Source organism: uncultured Cedecea sp. (assembly GCF_947498825.1).
Lineage (GTDB): Bacteria > Pseudomonadota > Gammaproteobacteria > Enterobacterales > Enterobacteriaceae > JGM124.
In genome coordinates, this window is sequence record NZ_CANMLV010000010.1 from 82,520 (window position 1) to 99,770 (window position 17,251).

Here is a 17,251-nt window from a genome sequence, read left to right on the forward strand (position 1 = left end):
CTTAAGTGAGATTGTAGAGGTCGCAAATAAGGACCTCATGCTTAAAGAAAAAATCCTGTTGATAATATTTTAATGACTTCACTCAGACCGTCCAGCTATTCGAAACGACTTCAGCTTGCTTCAATATCAGTTCAACGGCGTAAGGTGTTTTATCCGGTGGATACTTATATTTGCGTAGCGTTTGGCGCACTAAAACACGCAGCCGAGCACGAACGCTTTCACGGACCTGCCAGTCAACCGTTGTGGATTTGCGTAATTGAGCTGTCACTTCAATCGCTAGCTTTTTAAGGATGTCATCTCCCAGCTCACGCACGGCACTTTCGTTTTCAGCCAACGCATCGTAGAAAGCAATTTCATCCGGATTCAGGCCCAGCGCATCATCACGCGCCATTGCCTCCTGGAATTCTTTCGCCATCTGGATCAGCTCTTCAATAACTTGTGCCGTTTCGATAGCCCGGTTGTTGTATTTAACCAGTACAGCCTTTAAGCGGTCAGAGTACTTTTTCTCCTGCACAACGTTGTTATTGGTTCGCGCATGGATGCCATCGTTAAGCAGCTTTTCCAGCAACTCGACGGCCAGATTACGATGTGGCATTTCGCGCACTTCTTCCAAAAACTCATCTGACAACAGACCAATGTTCGGTTTATCCAGCCCAGCCAAGGCAAACACATCATCAACCCCCGTAGCGATAACGGCGTTGTCGAGGATTTTACCCAGCAGAGTATTTTTCTCTGACTGACTATATTTTTTATCCGTTGTAGTGCATTTGATAATCGCGACTTTCACTGCCGATAAGAAGGCTATTTCTTTTTGTAGCGGCTTAGCTTCATCAAGCGTACTGCACAACGACCATGCTTTATTCATCGCCAGCACAACATCAAAATAGCGCTTCTTACCATCTTCCAGGCCAAGAATATAATCAGCAGCTTTTATTAAATACTGGCGTGGTGTTTCCTCAAAACCTGTGTAATCAAAACCGGTAGCGGTGGGGGTTTTAGCAAACATACCGTGAATGATATCCAGCTTCTCCAACATGATGGAGAAAGCTTCTTTCGCATCAACCGTGGTCTGTCCCTTACCTTTTGAATCGGTATAAGTTTTCAGCGCCTGCTTCAGTTCATTGGCTATGCCGATGTAGTCCACCACCAGCCCACCAGGTTTATCTTTAAATACCCGGTTTACGCGTGCGATAGCCTGCATCAGGTTGTGCCCGCGCATCGGCTTGTCGATATACATGGTGTGGCAGCATGGTGCATCAAATCCGGTCAGCCACATATCACGCACAATCACGATTCTTAGCGGGTCATCCAGATCCTTAAACCGTGCTTCAAGGCGTTTTTTGGTTTGTTTGTTGTAGATGTGCGGTTGTAGTTGACCCAGATCTGATGCGGAACCCGTCATAATAACTTTTATTTCGCCCTGTTCTACATCTTTGCTATGCCATTCCGGGCGTAGATCCACTAATGCGTTGTATAGTTTGACGCAAATATCACGGCTCATGGCGACTACCATAGCCTTACCGTTCATCGTGGCATTACGGGCTTCAAAATGCTGTACCAAATCAGCGGCTACCTGCTTGATTCGAGGTTCCGAACCCACCAGCTTTTCCAGGCGGCTCCAGTCACCTTTGGTTTTCTCTTTCTGATCGGTTTCTTCGTCTTCAACCAACTCATCTACTTGGCTTGAAAGCTCTTCTAACTCTTCATGATTCAGGTCGAGTTTTGCCAGGCGGGATTCGTAGTAAATCGGTACTGTGGCACCGTCGTCTACCGCATCCTGAATATCGTAGATAGAGACGTAATCACCAAATACTGCGCGAGTATCTTTATCTTCTGAAGAGACTGGCGTGCCGGTAAAGCCCATAAATGAGGCGTTAGGTAGCGCATCACGCATATGCTTGGCATAACCGTATTTATAAGCCCCCGTTTCTCTGTCCAGAGTGGCATTGAGCCCATACTGGCTGCGGTGCGCCTCATCCGAGATCACTACGATATTGCTACGCAAGTTCAACGCAGGATGGGTCTGCTCACCATCCACTGGGGAGAATTTCTGTACCGTGGTAAAAATAATACCGCCAGATTCTCGCGAGTTAAGCAATTCACGAAGCCGATCGCGGTCGCTAGCTTGCTGAGGCTCTTGCTTCAACAAATCCTGAGCCTGGCAGAATGTGGTGTAAAGCTGCCCGTCGAGGTCGTTTCTGTCTGTCACGACCACAATTGTCGGGTTATTCATCTCTGCCTGTTGCAACAGTTTTCCGGCGTAACAGCACATGGAAATACTCTTTCCCGAACCTTGTGTATGCCACACCACACCCGCTTTTTTGCTACCTGGTTGGATAGTACTGCGTAGTGGTAAAAACTTACCTGTAGAAGCGACGATGGTTGCATTGACCGCTTCACGCACTGCGTGGAACTGGTGATAGGCAGCGATTTTCTTAATCAGGCGTTTGCCGTCGGTTTCAAACAGAATGAAGTAGCGGATGTAATCGAGTAATAACTCACGGTTAAAGAAGCCTTTAACAACATTTTCGAGTTGCCACTCCAGTTCGGGCTTATCGTCTTCATTGCTGATGGTTTTCCAGGGCAAATAGCGCTCTTCGTCAGCCGTAAGGGAGCCAATACGTGCGTTGTACCCATCACTGACCACCAGCGCTTCATTGCAAATAAACAGGTCACTAAGTTCATTTTTATAAGTCTGCAATTGATTAAATGCAGCCCAAATATCAGCATTAGCATCGCTCGGACTTTTAAGCTCAATCACTGCCATTGGCAGGCCATTGATATAGCCAATTACATCAGGACGACGAACCTGTTTCGTTCCCTGAATCGCAACTTGGTTCACGACCGTAAAGCAGTTATTACTGGTGCGGCTAAAATCCATAAGCAGGGCTTTATCGTAGACGACTTTATCATCCTGCTTGTATTCCACAGGTACACCGTCCAGCAGTAGGTTATGAAATGCTTTATTACTGACGACTATATCCGGGCTTTCTGCGTGCGTGATGCGGGCCAACACATCATCGAATACAGAAACGGGAAGATGTGGGTTTATTTTCTGCAACTGCTCCAACAAAACTGGACGCAAAAAAACATCATGAAAAGAGGTACGCAGCGGATTATCACCATCTGGTGCAATATCCGGCCCATGCAACACTTCCCAGCCCAGCGCAGCAAACCATGTAAGGCTCTGCTGCTCTAAATCGTCTTCACTTAGCATCATGCTTCCTCAGTATCAGGCTCTTCAGTTTCATCCGGCGCGTTGGATACTTCCTTGAGCGCGATATTCAGCGGTGCAATAAACGGGTCTATAGCTTTTTCAAATGCGCTCATATTTTTCAGCAGCCAATCAGTGATTTCCGGCCAGTTAGTCTGATCAAAACTGGACACTGGTTTTGCAAAACTAATTCGGCAAGATTTTTTACCCGGTAGTGGCTGCCAGAAAAGTGCATGACCAAATGTATTTTCGATTGACTGTCGACGCTCATACAGCCAGTCGAATGCAAAGGTATTACTCTCAGCGGAGAATTTGGCAATCCAAAGCTCTACGCGAATCTCTTTTTTACTGAAAATCAGGTTATAAGAAATACCGCTGATACCTGAACCAGCGCTTAGCCAATGGTCTGTTGAGGGGCTGATATTGTTATAAAGCGAGCAGGGGCTGTGCCTTAATCTCTCCAGCATCTGCGTCCAGAAGGCTTTACGCATGTGATGGCGAGATTTCATTTCACCACTGGTTGATTGTTCTTCCGCTTCTTTCTGCGCCATTCCGATCATGTAGGATTCTGCTTCCGGCGTTGGGATCACCTGACGGATATCAACAAACACATCGTCGTTAAAACGGTACGGCGTAACCTTGAAGCACTGTGCGCGGATACCAAACTGCATCAGCCAAAGCGCAGTATTAGTGACTTCTTTGCGGAAATTGGCGGCAACCATCATCACGCGTTGAGTACGGATCTGGTTGATTAGTACTTCATCCAGGCTTTCATATTCCAGAAACTCAGCCATTACCTCTGCTGCTGGGCGGGTTTCTTCTGGCTGTTCTTTGTCGAGGTAAAGCTGGAAGATCTCAAGAATCTGTTCTTTGCGCAGATTAGCGCAGTAACCCGCGTATTTCAGCGCCTGCCACACCACGTCACGCCCGGAGTCATCTAGTTTGTTCTCAATAATCACCAGGTTGCCTTTCTTGTCGATAGCCAGGAGATCGAGGCGTTCTTTGGTGTCGTCAAACCCAGCGAACTCTTTCTGGATTATCAACAGTTCATCGTCACTTTCACGGGTTAAAGCCTGTGGGTTTTTGGCTAACCACTCTTGCAAGTGATATCGCTCAGTAAAACCAAGGCTGCTGAACGAGACTTCCTGCAGCGAATGCAGGCTGTTTGTTGGTATGTCGACTTTATACATTTTTCGCCTCACTTACCGCTCGCTCGGCTTCTGGCAGAGTAATTTCGCCTGAAAGGAGTTTGGGGAGAAGGATGTCTCTAAGCTCAGAGAGATACTTATTTTCCTCAATAGCTGTATTGACTTTAGAAAAAATCGATTTGGCGTGCCGAGCATAAATATTAACCAAGCCTTTATTAGCTAAAATAAATTTATAACTTGGAACCGCATTTTTACTTAGGTGTAATACAGTTGTTCCAGTCGAATGTGAGTTTGTATGCTGTTGAAATTGTTCAGTTCTTGCTACCCCATAGAGATAGTACTTTAAGCAATCATTAAAAGGCCTGACTACTGCTACATCGAGCGATATAACAAGATGCTCGTATCTGATATCACTTATTACCATTGCAGGCTTACCTATCACTTCTGCTGCCTGTGTCACATCGGTATAAGCGATGATCAAATCACCCGCAAAAACTTCCTGGTCGGGTTTATATTTACCGGTATATTCCTTAAGGCCGTCAAGCCTATATCCACCTCCTCGATTAAAAGACTTTAAGGTAACCAATGCAGTCTTGGAACAATCGAGTTCTGTACTTTTATACGATTTCCCTTTTACCGTGTTCGCTACATCCTGAACAGCAGGTGTTTCCCACCCCTTGGGAATCTCACCCAACTCACTGTCCTGCATCGCAGATGGGAACAGTTCCGCCGTGGCTTTTAACTCAGCATATTGCTCAGAATGGTCATGCTCAAAAACCACCATTGCATCAGCATCTTTCCCGGAAATCGCCGTCATGGCAGCAAGTGTTGCGTCCTCCTGCGTACCACCCGCTTCCAGCACCGCGATTTTGGCTTTTACCGGTTCAAAATCGACAAACCAACTTTTGAACAAGGATTGCGCCATTTGTTCGAGGGTTCGGTTAATATGGTTATTAATAATAATTTTATCGTTGATACTATCAATAATATCTACGATAAACTTTCTTTGTAATGAACTTCCCCATGGAATATCATACGAAAAAATATCTGAAAGAGTTATGCTTGCTTGGTTAGCACTTCCTTGTGCTTTTGATATTAAATAATCTGAGAACTCATTATTTTTCAGAGCAATATACAAATACCTCTGATCAATAATATTATCGCTTATAACTCTTAGCCGTACTGTGTTTTGATTCAATAATGAACCGGATAACTCTTGCGGAACCCTTACAACCTTACCAACGATTGAAGCAGGGTTTTGCGGCCATGAACCAACGGTGGCAATAATTACGTCGTATTTTTTGAGCGATACAACTTTGTTACTGTTTGCCGTCTCATTACCAACAAAGCGCAGATCTTCTGTGGAAATTGAATCCCATGTAAAATTACTTACTCGTACAACAGGGACACCCGTAGGGGTATAATCTTTTGATTTAAAAGCGAACCCTTTTTTGTGGGTTACAAGATTTCCTAAATTTTTGCGCTGTATTTTAAAATTCATAACCCAACCCCCCCAGATGCGCCTTAATCTGCTTCTCCAGCTCAGCACTCTCTTCCATCTGGTCTTTTAGCTGCTGTGTTAGCCATGTCATCTTCTCAGCAAACGGTACATCGTCTTCTTCCTGCTCGGCAGCGCCAACGTAGCGTCCAGGAGTCAGCACAAAATCATTCTTCTGGATATCTTCAAGGGTCGCGGAGAAGCAGAATCCGGCTATATCTTCATACTCTTTATCTGCCTGCCAGGTGTGGAAGGTATCAGCTATTTTCGCAATATCGTCTTTGGTTAAGTCCCGTAGCGCACGGTCCTTCATAAAACCCATCTGGCGAGCATCGATAAACAACACTTCGCCTTTGCGGTGCGCTTTGCCATTGCCGCCGGATTTGTCTTTGGTTAAAAACCAGATACAGGCCGGGATTTGGGTGTTGGTAAACAGTTGGCCCGGCAGTGCCACCATGCACTCCACCAGATCGGCTTCAATAAGGTTGCGGCGGATATCACCTTCGTTATTGGTGTTGGAACTCATCGAACCATTAGCTAGCAGCAGCGCCATTGAACCTCTCGGCGCTAAATGGTGGATCATATGCTGCATCCACGCAAAGTTAGCGTTGCCTTGCGGTGGTGTGCCGTATTTCCAGCGAACATCTTTTTCTAATTTTGCGCTCCACCATTCCTTCATGTTGAATGGTGGGTTAGCCATCACGAAGTCGGCGCGTAAATCAGGATGTTGATCGTCCAGAAGGGTGTCAGCGTTTTTCTTGCCGAAGTTAAAGTCGATGCCACGAATTGCCATGTTCATCGCCGCCAGCTTCCAGGTGGTCGGGTTAGATTCCTGACCGTATACCGAGATATTACGTTTCTGCTCTGCTACGTTGTAATGCTTCTCGCCTGCGTGCTCTTCAATAAAACGGTCGCTGGAAACAAAGAAACCACCGGACCCCATTGCTGGGTCATACACGCGCCCATTATAGGGTTGCAGCATTTCAACAATCAGCGTAACGATGCTTTTTGGCGTGTAGTACTGTCCACCTTGCTTACCTTCAGCCAGCGCAAACTGGCCGAGGAAGTACTCATATACGTGGCCGAGAATATCCTTGCTTTGCAGGTTTAGTTTCTCGCCGTTGTATTCAGGGTTAGTGAAGTTAGCATCAGAAAAAGTGTTAATCAGGCCAATCAGGACATCATTCCCCAATTGATATCGGCTTATACGGTCAAGAATGTCTTTCAGTTTCGGGTTAGTTTTTTCAATTTCATCTAGGGCGTTATCCACCAGCCAGGATACTGAACGCAGTTTCACTTCTTGCCCGGTTTTATCAACCCAAAGAACTGTACCGACTGGTAGCGTCGCTTTGGTTTTCAGGGTATCCCAACGTGCCGCTTTAGGGACCCAGAACACGTTCTTTTCAGCGTAGTAGTCTTCGACTTCCAGCTCGTCCTGAATCGCCTGTGAGTAATCTTCATCGGATTCGTAATCTTCGCGAGACATTGCGTAAATGTTGTTTGGGTTACCCACATCGCGGAACAACGTGATCAGTTCTTGCTGGCGAGCCTCGAAAGCATCAGAAACATACTTAAGAAAGATTAGCCCCAATACCACATGTTTGTAGTTGGCGGCATCCATGTTGGCACGCAGCTTGTCAGCCGCCTTCCAGAATTTGTTATCCAGCTCGTTCAGGAATAGCTGTTCAGCGTTATTCATGTAAATCCTCGGGGTAGATCACAGTAGCCATGCATCATGCAAAGCCACAGAATTTGTTTTGGAATGCTTCTCGCAAAATGATACCTGCAACGAGGGGCTTGGAAAACGATACGGCGCAAAGAAATGTGGATAGCCATGAAGTCTATAGATACTTTGTGCACATTCTGGAAGCTGCATAAAGGAGTGAAATTTCAAAAGGTAAACTGAAAAATGGATCACAGGGCTGGGTATAGCTGCCTGTGGGTAAACGGTCCAGCGGTTGCCTTGATAGCCAAAAATTTTAAGTGATTGTATAAATTGTTTTTTGTCTGCATCAACGCAACCAGAGGTCCCTGTGTTTGCGACAGGCGTACCACCAACAACAAGGCTGAAGCTCCATTATGGCGATTGTTGGGGACGTAGTTTGCATTGGGCATCGATGGTTGGACGTTCCCCCTAGAAGTAATCATTAAGGAGATATTGAAATCAGGTCTTACGAAATTGTTATTTTCGGGAAACGTTAATTCGATATTGCAGCCATTCTTCTAAATCGCTTCTTAACCAGCGTGATGCTCTTCCGAATTTAATAGGCTTCGGGAATTCGCCATCCTGAATAAGTTTATAGAACCATTTATTGGTTAGTCCTGTAAGGGATGTGATGAATTGCATATCGATAAATTGATCTTCAAGCAAGGCTGGTTTCATGTTCATTTTGATGTGTTCCGATTAGATGGGGACAATCGAAGCTGGTAGTTAATTTTCCCTCACCACCAGCTCCTCCACATCAATGAGCCATGATGTAAAAAAGATTATGAGAATCACAAGGGTCTCTAAATGAAGCCCTTTATTCCCTTTGAAAACTATTTACCTCTCGGTCTTCCTAATCCACTTGGCGGTGGTACTTCACTGCCACAATAGATTTGGGTTCCATTTTTCTGCTCTTCCTTCGCTAAATAACTTATGATGTACCTTAACCCATTAATATCGTCTGGATTGCTGTATTCGATAAGCTTATTAATATCCTCTTTATAATTGGTTTTACGTTCGCAACGATGGTGTTTCCCCTTGCCTTCAGTAACTTCTTTCCATAGTTCACCAATACGTACTGCAGTCGGAAATGGTTTACGTATTTTCTGCCCATCAAGGTATACAACAGCATGGGCATGGAAATTACTGTTCTGGTTCTGTTCTATTACCCAGAAAAAGCCGATGACACCATTCTCCTTCTCAACACGGCTAAACAGTTTACGCAGTTCTGTCTCAAGTCTGTGATGGCTACTGTCATTTATTTCAGTGAATTTACTGTCGTATGAGAAATCTACTCTGATACCTATAACTTTCGAGTATCGATTAATAACATCGTTAAGATGGTTGTTAATGAGATTGAGCAGAAACCAGTCCATAGTATATTTTTCGTTATGGGGGTATTTGTAGTCCATGTTATTTCCTCTGTGTTTGGGTTCAGAGGAAGGGGATGTGTTGTATTTTTTGTATGGAAGTTGATAACTGGAGTGTTGAGATAGTATTAATTAAACTAATTAACCTTAATTATCCGTATGTTGAAATTAAAGTGTATATGACATAAGCAACTGACATGTTAGAGCGAAGCTTGTAAACCTTCTGCAGACGTCAAGTAACGGTAGGGGTTGTGATTCGGTTAGCGGACTCTAATGCTGGACGTGAGCGCGGATTTCTTAGACCAGCGCGAGTACAAACATGTTACTGCCGCTTGCCATATCATTATGGTATGGCGTAAAAAATAGAATCCGCATTCAGAGGTGTATGATAAAAGGTGTTCACCTCTTGATTTTTAGGGTGTACAGGTAAAAAATACAAAATTTTACTTACTAAAAAATTACTAATTTATATTGATTTTTTATCGAAATATTTATGTTTTTAGATTTTCATGTAGTATGATTTTTACCCAATGATCAGCTAAGTACAGAGAGAGCGACTGGAGGGTGAAATGGCTTTGATGGATTATGGTCGCTGCAGGAAATATCGGCAGTATCTGGAATGTCTTTCACGTTTTTATAAAGTAGACGTGGACTGGGAAGACGTTGGAGGTTTTCATTCTGCAGCGCAATATTCTTTTTTGATTAATAAAATAATACGTGACTCATCATTTCTTAGTGATAACAAAAAGAACGTCATCAAAGATATGAAAGAATATGCGTCAGTTGATATAGTGCCAGATAAATATTTTAATTGGTTAAAGGCTGATAATAGGGCGGCATGTTATACATGGTTCTGGTTGGTAAGCAACACTAATCCTTGGCGGTCAACTAATCATAAGAGAATGGGGTTAATTAATGAAAGCGATTTTAATAACTTTAACTCAGCATGTGATATGAACGAAGGGATGTTTTCAGAATCTCCTGATTATAAGGCAATAAATAGTGAAATATGTTTTTCTGTACAAGAGCTCTCCATAGAGTTGGAAAAAGAGAGAGCTAAAAAAGATGATTTTCTGAGACCTTTTTTAGGTGGGGTTAACGTGGGCTCCGTCGTTTCTAATAGCGCAAATGGAATCAACTTTTCACGGTTGTCCCCTGTGAACGACCTTAGGGAAAGTTATATATATTCCAGTATGATTCTAATTGATGATCTTGATTATCAAGTTAATGAAAAAATTCATATATTAGATAATGTTCATGATTCATGGGGGCGCAATCTTAATCAGTTTACCAATCCATTTAAATGGATAGATCTTTCCGAAGATGAGAGTATTCACTGGCTATGGGATTACATGAAAAAAAATCATCTGGGATGTGATTTGCTACCATCTTCAATTAAACAGATGAAAGATTTCATACTGGCTACCTTCGATAATTGGGCTGGATGGACAGATGAGCAATTCAGCAAGCAGAAAGAAAATGCCAAAGCCATAAGAGCAAGGTCAGAAGAATCAATATCCTTAAAGAAATTATTAAAACCCACCGATGCAGATGAGTGTCGAAGAGTATTTCTTGAGAATGCTCGTAATGCTTGGATGCAAAAACGTCACCGGGAAAAACTTAAAAAGGATTTTTCAGGTATCAAACTTACCGCACAATCAAAAAAGAAATTACTGGCAATACATAATGCAACCGGTATAGAACCAAATGCACTACTTAAAAGTTTTATTGATGATGCTTACAGAAAAATAAAATCTGAGAATTCTGACTCATAGGCATTCAAATTTTTTATAGACATATATCATCATCATGAATGTACCAACATAACGGCGAATCCAAAAAGGGTTCGCCGTTTTTGTTTTCTTCTTTCAGGAGATGCCATGAGAAATCAAGAAGGCCTACAGTCCCTGCAGGACTCACTCAAGGGATTACCAGAATGGGCCTCAGAACGGCTCATGCAGCAGATTCGTCTGCTCACCAACTATGAGCCGGTCATTGGCATTATGGGCAAAACTGGTGCCGGTAAATCATCGTTATGCAATGCCCTGTTTCAGGGGGAAGTTTCACCCGTCAGCGATGTGACAGCCTGTACCCGTGAGCCCTTGCGCTTCCGGCTGAAGGTCGGTGAGCGGAGCATGTTACTGGTCGACTTACCGGGTGTAGGTGAAAACGAACAGCGCGATACAGAGTACGCGACACTCTACCACCAGCAGTTACCGAAGCTTGACCTGGTGCTGTGGCTGATTAAAGCCGATGACCGTGCACTGGCAGTCGATGAGCAGTTTTACCGTCAGGTCATTGGTGAGCAGTACCGGAGCAGAGTGCTTTTCGTTATCAGTCAGGCTGACAAGATTGAACCTACAGACAGCCTCATTGGCGGAGTGTCAACTGCTCAGAAGCGCAGCATCAGCCGTAAAATCGTTGCCCTTCACGAGCTGTTCCAACCTGTTCATCCGGTCTGTGCGGTATCGGTGCGCACGAAGTGGGGACTCAGGGTTATGGCAGAGCGTATGGTCCGCAGCCTGCCGCGTGAAGCCAGCAGCCCGGTGGTGGCGCAACTGCAGCGCCCTTTTCGTACTGAGCAGGTAAAGGAGAAAGCGCGCAGTGATTTTGGTGAAACGGTCGGTGCTGCGCTGGATATGTTCTGCAATGTTCCCCTGATACCCGCCCCGTTACGCACGGTGATACGTGCTGTGCGTGACACGGTAGTATCAGTGGCCCGCGCCGTATGGGATTTTTTCTTCTGAGTTTCCTTTTCTTACTTCCTGTCGTTAATCCAGATATCTGAGGTGTTATATGTCCCGTTTAGCTTCCCGCTTTGGTGCGGCGAACCTCGTTCGTCGTGACCGCCCGCTGACTGATGATGAGCTCATTCGCTTTGTGCCCAGCGTGTTCAGTCAGGAAAAACATGAATCACGCAGCGCACGTTATACCTATATCCCGACCATTACCCTGCTGGACAGCCTGCGGCGTGAAGGCTTTCAGCCATTCTTTGCCTGCCAGACGCGTGTACGTGACCCGGAGCGCCGCGAGCACACCAAACATATGTTACGCCTGCGTCGTGCCGGGCAAATCACCGGTAAACAGGTGCCGGAAATCATTCTGCTGAATTCGCACGATGGCACCAGTTCGTATCAGATGCTGCCGGGGTTGTTTCGTCAGGTTTGCCAGAACGGGCTGATTTGTGGTGAGACCTTTGGCGAGGTACGCGTTCCGCATAAAGGAGACGTGGTGAGTCAGGTGATAGAAGGCGCGTATGAAGTGCTGGGGATTTTTGACCGGGTGGAGGAAAAGCGCGATGCGATGCAGTCGCTGATGCTGCCACCTCCGGCCCGTCAGGCACTGGCAAAAGCCGCTCTCACTTATCGCTTTGGCGAGGACCACCAGCCGGTAACCGAAGCTCAGGTTCTCACTCCCCGCCGTTACGAAGATTACAGCGATGACCTGTGGACCACTTATCAGCGTCTGCAGGAAAACCTGATTAAGGGCGGGCTCAGTGGACGTAATGCAAAAGGTGGACGTACACATACCCGTGCCGTGCGGGGCATCGACGGCGATGTGAAGCTTAACCGTGCCCTGTGGGTGATGGCCGAGACCATGCTCGAACAGTTCCGGGGTTAACGTTACCCGTTTACTTCTGTAGATATGTTGATATCCGGTTAAAACCGGTCATGTCCTTTCCGCATTCATCACGATTGAATGTTCACTAAACAATCATTCCCGCTGTAACCCGCATCACGACAGGGTTTGTCGCTGTCGAAAAAATAGTTCCTGCAGTGTCCATACCCTGTCCACCCCCTTCTTTAAAGTAAACATACCTTTTCAGTCACTTAATCATCATGGAGGTCTTTCATGACTCAGGCAGTTCGTCGCCATGACCGGCTGGCTGTCAGGCTGTCGTTGATTATCAGCCGCCTGGTGGCAGGCGAAACGCTGAGCGTGCGTAAGCTGGCCGCTGAGTTTGGTGTATCGGTTCGTACGCTGCGCCGTGATTTTCGTGAGCGCCTGATGTATCTCGACCTCGAATATCACCATGGCTCCTGTCGCCTGCGTGCAGCAGGCAACACCGCACTGCGGGAGCTGGATGTGCTGACGTTTGCCCACCGGGCGGGAATTGCCGGGATGTTTCCGGGTCTCGACAGACGACTGGTTACCACTCTGCTGGAGTGTGATGAGGCTCCCTGTCTGACCTGGCCCTCACCTGAAGTTTCCACCCCGGCAGGCTCACTGTCTTTTTACCGGCTGATAAAAGCCATCACTGACCGCCAGCGGGTCACGCTGATTGCCGAGGGTCAGCGCTGTGAACGTGCAGAGCCCTGCAGACTGATTGCATATCAGGATGTCTGGTATCTGGTCGCCGGATACAACGGCCATATCGCGGTATTTACGCTGGATGAAATACATGTGGTGCAACCCACAACAGAAGCATTCAGACGCAGTGAAAACCTGTGTCGCCTGGTCGAGAACCCGGTCTTTATCCAGGCACTGCCCCATTTTCGTTTTATACAACAGTCGCTGCTTTCCTTCAGTTCTGTACCGGAAGGGCAGGATTAAGGTGAAACAGCAGGCCCGTTACTGTCACTCAGGGAGGTCAAAAGTATGCCTGTCATTGCCATCATCGCCATCGTCATTGTTGTCATCATTCTGAACAAGACCGGCGTATCCGAGAGCCTTATCGCGTTAATTGTTGCCACCCTGGCCGGTCTGCTGACCGGTGGCGGGGCTGCTGGTGCTGCCAGTATCGCCCTGACACCGTTTGTTGGTGTTCCGGTCGGGGTACTGGTAGGTGTTTACGTATTTATCAAAGTGGTTCGCTTAATCTCAGGAAAGAGAAAATGATGAAAAAAATAAAGTGTATTCCCGTCTTACTGATGGCTTCATCAGCCATGCTGCTGGCGGCCTGTAATGGTAGCAACGATGAAGAATTAAATGCGGTGCGTAAATTTAAGGACCTGACTCCACCCGGCTTCAGCGATGTGGTTTCTGACAAGGATGATATTGCGGATGAATGGTCACAGCTGGAGGGTACCGGCAGGCCATTGTATAAGGTGATAAAAACCAGAAAGTCACCGAAGGGATGTGAAGGGGGCAGTTATTACTACCTGGCCGATATGCAGCAGAAAACCATCCAGCCACTGATGAATGCTCTCTGCCTTGCTGACAACATCACCCTCAAGTACCGGGAAGAAACCGACCGCTATACCCGTGAGAAGTATTTCGTCTACTCCCATGACGGCAAGGACATGGGCAGACTTCTGCTGCCTGAAAATCAGGATAATGACGACTGAGTCAGCCAAAGAAAACACGCTTACTTTCATTAAGGAAGAATATGAAACTCAATCAATATATTCGCATTCTGCTGGTGGCGGGCTCCGCAATGACGGCATTCAACGCACAGGCCATCCCGAATTTGTGGGGGCAGGGATACGGGCAGGGAAATGCGGAATACACCATTACCAGCTCAAAGGGGGTAGAGTTAACGCTCAACTGCACCGGCAATCCCGATAACAACGGTATCTATCAGCACTCGGTTATCGTCACGCTGCCTGACGACAGTATGGTCAGTTCACACGATGAAGGAAAAGATGTCACGGTGGTGATGAACCACCAGCAGTACGCTATCCCTTCATTCCTGGGCTGGCGCAACGGTGATAACGCCTGGTATGACTTTATCAAAGATATTCGCCAGGCAGGGCAGTTCGAGGTCTACATCAATAATCGTAAAATGGGGTCGTTCAGCCCTGATGTACAGAATGCACTAAAGGTCCTGCCAACATTAGCGGACTGCATTAACGACTGACTGCTGTATTATCAAGTCCACAACAACCCTGATTGCTTCCGGCAGTCGGGGTTTTCTTTTTTTTCGCTGATTCGCCACCGATAGCCCTGGCACTTCCGAACGATGAGCGCAGTGGTCAGTTTCTTTCTTCAGATAAATGTATCCGCTTCTGGCTGTAAGGTCTGCTGGGAGCAAAGCGGACATTTACATATTTGTTCCGGTGGCCAAATTTAGTACGCCACTACAAGGACAGCTCTTCCCGCTTAACCAATGGAACGCTGTAATCAGGTCGAATACTCTTTGAACCCGGCATAGCTCGCATCTCTTGGGGAAAATGCCAGATATTAAAATCCTTATTCGGGAATGTATCGTAATGGAATACATCCCAGCCAAGCAGAGCAGCCATACGTTCAAAGGCAAGCTCCTTAGCCACTGATAGTTCCAGCCGAGGATTAAGGTACTTCAAGTACCCAGAGTTCACAGCTCCGGTCAGGATGTCGACAACCTGTAATCCAAGATGATGCTTAGAGTCGTGCATCGTGACAGACTTAACCAGCTTCTTCATCCCTGCCCTGGCCAGCATGTTGTTAGCAACAATACCTGTCACTTCATCGTTCTTTTTGTACTTATCAATCTTCTGGTCGATGATGACCTCAACGTCACTTTTAATCTGTTTAGCAACGTTCTTAACGAGCATTGTGTACGTCTGGTAAAAAGCCAGCTCCCTGTCCGTCTGCCAGTTGTTGTAAATGTTCTTAACTACAACAATCGAGTGGAAGCAGCACGAGTTCTTGAGCACCATAGCCAGCAGCTCAATGCAGATGTTTGCCTGCCCTGCACTGTTCTTAATCTTGGACCACTTCAACTCACCGACAATCCCGTACTTATCTTTTAACTTCTGGACGCGCTCATTGAAGATTTGCAACGTATCTTTACGCACACACAGCAAACCAATGCCATAACAGCGGTCACTCCCTGTCGTACCACTCTCATCACCAAAAGCCACGTATTCCATACAAATACCCACTTAAAATTGAATGGGTATTTTATGCTCAACCCAAGCGACAGACAATGTTTGTAGGTCTACTCCAGAGCATTTAGGTTTCTAGTGTATCCATACGTTCGCACAATCTACTGATGGCACTTTACGGGCAGGCACGAAGTTCTTCTATGAGCGATCTACGAACATTTACCTCTGGAAGGAAGTGGAAGGCCTCAAAAAATGATTGATCCCTTAAAACGGGATACTTACACAACTGTGATATCATGCAACAGTATTAGTATACCTATAGGTATCTGGCATATGAAAATAATAATCATTAGTGATTTACATGTTGGTGATGCGGCTGTTTCAAATGAGTTTGCAGTAGGAAGCTCTAACAACGCTGTAAAAAATCAGTTTCTAAATGAATTAAGGCATCTTGCTAAACAAGAAGATATACGAGCTGACTATCTTGTTGTTGCGGGTGACATCACCAACAGAGCAACTAGAGAAGAATTTGATCTTGCATCTACACGATTGAAAGAAATAGCGACGATTGTGGGAGTAGAGCAAGAAAAAGTTTTTTTTGTTCCAGGGAACCACGATGGTAACTGGGTTGAAGAAGAACGCTCAATGACCTCAGAAGAAAACATTAACATGACAATTGAACGCAAATATAGCAACTTGCGCTTCAATGACTTTTTTAAACAATGTTTAGACCGAGCTCATTTTGGCTGTTATTACAATGAACCATATTTTGCTATTTGGAGTGATGAGAACCTAAATATCATTGGTGTGAACAGTTCGGTTTATGACCACTATAATAGAAAACCTCATCACGGTGTTATTCGCAAACAGGATTTAACAGAACTGGATAGAAAGCTTCAAGAACTGCAGATTGCATATAGCGAGAAGATTAATCTGCTAGTCTTACATCACCATCCAATCCAGCAGCCTGATTTACCTTTTGATGTCGCTGACCATAGCATCTTACAAAACGCAGCTATCCTGATGGAAATTGCGTCTAAGCATAACATTAATTTTATCGTACATGGACATAAACATATACCCAGGCTTGCACAGTATTCTGACGACTATCAGCATCCTATTAATATACTTTGTGCTGGCAGTTTCTCTGCGCGTTTAGATGATAGATGGTTCCAAGGGGTACCGAATACGATTCATCAAATTGAAATTGATAAAATTTGTGATTTAAACAAAACCCCTTTAGGGAAGGTAGTGACTTGGTCACACAATACAGGACATGGGTGGACAAAAGATGAGTCCATTAACGGAATACCTCATAAAGAGTTTTTTGGTAATCGCATGTTACCTATTGAACTAAAAAAGCAGCTAAAAAAATCTATTGAGAGTTTTTTCGAGACGCAAACACATGTAAAGTGGAGTGAACTATCTAAACATTATGCTGATATAATATATACTTCAAGAAAGTTACTTGAAAAGACTATTATGGATTTATCGGATGAAGTTGGCTTTACAATATTTAAAACTCCAGGACAAGATGAGTTATTCATTTTGCTGAAGGGAAAATAAC

The 17,251-nt window shown here is 45.4% G+C and carries 15 protein-coding genes; 8 read left to right on the forward strand and 7 right to left on the reverse strand.

Annotated elements, in window-relative coordinates:
* Positions 1-82 precede the first annotated feature (82 nt).
* The 6 genes from Q1A40_RS12500 to Q1A40_RS12525 all read right to left on the reverse strand — a co-directional run bounded on the left by Q1A40_RS12500 (position 83) and on the right by Q1A40_RS12525 (position 8,977).
* The gene (locus Q1A40_RS12500; protein WP_300000644.1) at positions 83-3,217 is read right to left on the reverse strand and encodes a type I restriction endonuclease subunit R; all 3,135 of its coding nucleotides are present in this window, start codon (positions 3,215-3,217) and stop codon (positions 83-85) included.
* On the reverse strand, positions 3,217-4,404 hold the full coding sequence (locus Q1A40_RS12505) for a DUF4268 domain-containing protein (protein ID WP_300000538.1): 1,188 nt from the start codon (positions 4,402-4,404) through the stop codon (positions 3,217-3,219). The genes Q1A40_RS12500 and Q1A40_RS12505 overlap by 1 nt, the downstream gene beginning before the upstream one ends.
* Positions 4,397-5,863: a restriction endonuclease subunit S gene (locus Q1A40_RS12510; RefSeq protein WP_300000540.1), complete on the reverse strand. Its 1,467-nt coding sequence runs from the start codon at positions 5,861-5,863 to the stop codon at positions 4,397-4,399. The genes Q1A40_RS12505 and Q1A40_RS12510 overlap by 8 nt, the downstream gene beginning before the upstream one ends.
* The gene (locus Q1A40_RS12515; RefSeq protein ID WP_300000542.1) at positions 5,853-7,559 is read right to left on the reverse strand and encodes a class I SAM-dependent DNA methyltransferase; all 1,707 of its coding nucleotides are present in this window, start codon (positions 7,557-7,559) and stop codon (positions 5,853-5,855) included. Before Q1A40_RS12515 ends, Q1A40_RS12510 begins: the two co-directional genes overlap by 11 nt.
* 483 nt (positions 7,560-8,042) lie before the next feature.
* Positions 8,043-8,249, reverse strand: coding sequence for an AlpA family transcriptional regulator (locus Q1A40_RS12520; RefSeq protein WP_300000544.1), 207 nt, complete (start codon positions 8,247-8,249; stop codon positions 8,043-8,045).
* A gap of 149 nt (positions 8,250-8,398) precedes the next feature.
* The gene (locus tag Q1A40_RS12525; RefSeq protein ID WP_300000546.1) at positions 8,399-8,977 is read right to left on the reverse strand and encodes an inovirus-type Gp2 protein; all 579 of its coding nucleotides are present in this window, start codon (positions 8,975-8,977) and stop codon (positions 8,399-8,401) included.
* A 527-nt stretch (positions 8,978-9,504) separates the two neighbouring features.
* Here Q1A40_RS12525 and Q1A40_RS12530 point away from each other — a divergent pair.
* The 7 genes from Q1A40_RS12530 (at position 9,505) to Q1A40_RS12560 (ending at position 14,735) form a co-directional block, all read left to right on the forward strand.
* A complete protein-coding gene (locus tag Q1A40_RS12530) occupies positions 9,505-10,710 on the forward strand; it encodes a hypothetical protein (protein WP_300000548.1) in 1,206 nt (401 codons plus the stop codon).
* A gap of 105 nt (positions 10,711-10,815) precedes the next feature.
* Positions 10,816-11,682 (forward strand): GTPase family protein, encoded by an 867-nt coding sequence (locus Q1A40_RS12535; RefSeq protein WP_300000549.1) that lies wholly within the window; start codon positions 10,816-10,818, stop codon positions 11,680-11,682.
* Positions 11,683-11,731: 49 nt separating this feature from the next.
* The gene (locus Q1A40_RS12540; RefSeq protein WP_300000550.1) at positions 11,732-12,556 is read left to right on the forward strand and encodes a DUF932 domain-containing protein; all 825 of its coding nucleotides are present in this window, start codon (positions 11,732-11,734) and stop codon (positions 12,554-12,556) included.
* 231 nt (positions 12,557-12,787) lie between these two features.
* Positions 12,788-13,489, forward strand: a complete 702-nt coding sequence (locus tag Q1A40_RS12545) for a YafY family protein (protein WP_300000552.1) — start codon at positions 12,788-12,790, stop codon at positions 13,487-13,489.
* Positions 13,490-13,534: 45 nt separating this feature from the next.
* Positions 13,535-13,774, forward strand: coding sequence for a hypothetical protein (locus Q1A40_RS12550; protein ID WP_300000554.1), 240 nt, complete (start codon positions 13,535-13,537; stop codon positions 13,772-13,774).
* Positions 13,771-14,223, forward strand: a complete 453-nt coding sequence (locus Q1A40_RS12555; RefSeq protein ID WP_300000556.1) for a YfjS/YafY family lipoprotein — start codon at positions 13,771-13,773, stop codon at positions 14,221-14,223. The genes Q1A40_RS12550 and Q1A40_RS12555 overlap by 4 nt, the downstream gene beginning before the upstream one ends.
* Before the next feature lie 41 nt (positions 14,224-14,264).
* Positions 14,265-14,735, forward strand: a complete 471-nt coding sequence (locus tag Q1A40_RS12560) for a hypothetical protein (RefSeq protein ID WP_300000558.1) — start codon at positions 14,265-14,267, stop codon at positions 14,733-14,735.
* 220 nt (positions 14,736-14,955) lie between these two features.
* On the opposite strand, the gene Q1A40_RS12565 is transcribed toward Q1A40_RS12560, so the two are convergent.
* Positions 14,956-15,729 carry a DUF3800 domain-containing protein gene (locus Q1A40_RS12565; protein ID WP_300000560.1) on the reverse strand — a complete coding sequence of 258 codons (774 nt, stop codon included), beginning with the start codon at positions 15,727-15,729 and terminating at the stop codon, positions 14,956-14,958.
* A gap of 288 nt (positions 15,730-16,017) precedes the next feature.
* Between Q1A40_RS12565 and Q1A40_RS12570 the strand changes: the two genes are divergently transcribed.
* Entirely contained in the window at positions 16,018-17,250 is a 1,233-nt protein-coding gene (locus Q1A40_RS12570; protein ID WP_300000562.1) for a metallophosphoesterase, read from the forward strand.
* The last annotated feature ends 1 nt before the right edge of the window (position 17,251 follow it).